Source organism: Pseudomonas sp. HY7a-MNA-CIBAN-0227 (assembly GCF_040310325.1).
Taxonomy (GTDB): Bacteria; Pseudomonadota; Gammaproteobacteria; order Pseudomonadales; family Pseudomonadaceae; genus Aquipseudomonas.
On record NZ_JBEOPT010000070.1, the window covers coordinates 1 to 290 of the forward strand.

1 protein-coding gene is annotated in these 290 nt (G+C 42.8%); it reads right to left on the reverse strand.

Annotated features, from left to right (window positions below):
- Positions 1 to 83: 83 nt before the first annotated feature.
- On the reverse strand, positions 84 to 290 hold a 207-nt coding region (locus AAEZ06_RS27020), incomplete at its 5' end, for a hypothetical protein (protein WP_350617142.1).

Genomic DNA, 290 nt, shown 5'->3' on the forward strand with positions numbered 1-290 from the left:
GTATGGTGCCATTTTGGTTGTGGTTCAATAGTGTAACCGTGAAATATCACCTTATTATAACGCTGCTAGGATGAGGACAATTTTTATGGAGTGGTCTCAAAAGCTAATGCTGCTTCTAAGGCGTTATTATCATAGGTTATTGCTTCACTTATTTGCTGACGGCTGATGACCTCCGTCGTTATTTGCGAGGTACTGTGTCCAAGCCAAGTAACATGACTGTCGGTTCTATTATCCTCAAACGACTCAGCTTGGCAGATCAATGCCCACAGTTGCCAAAGACGCTTATGAGT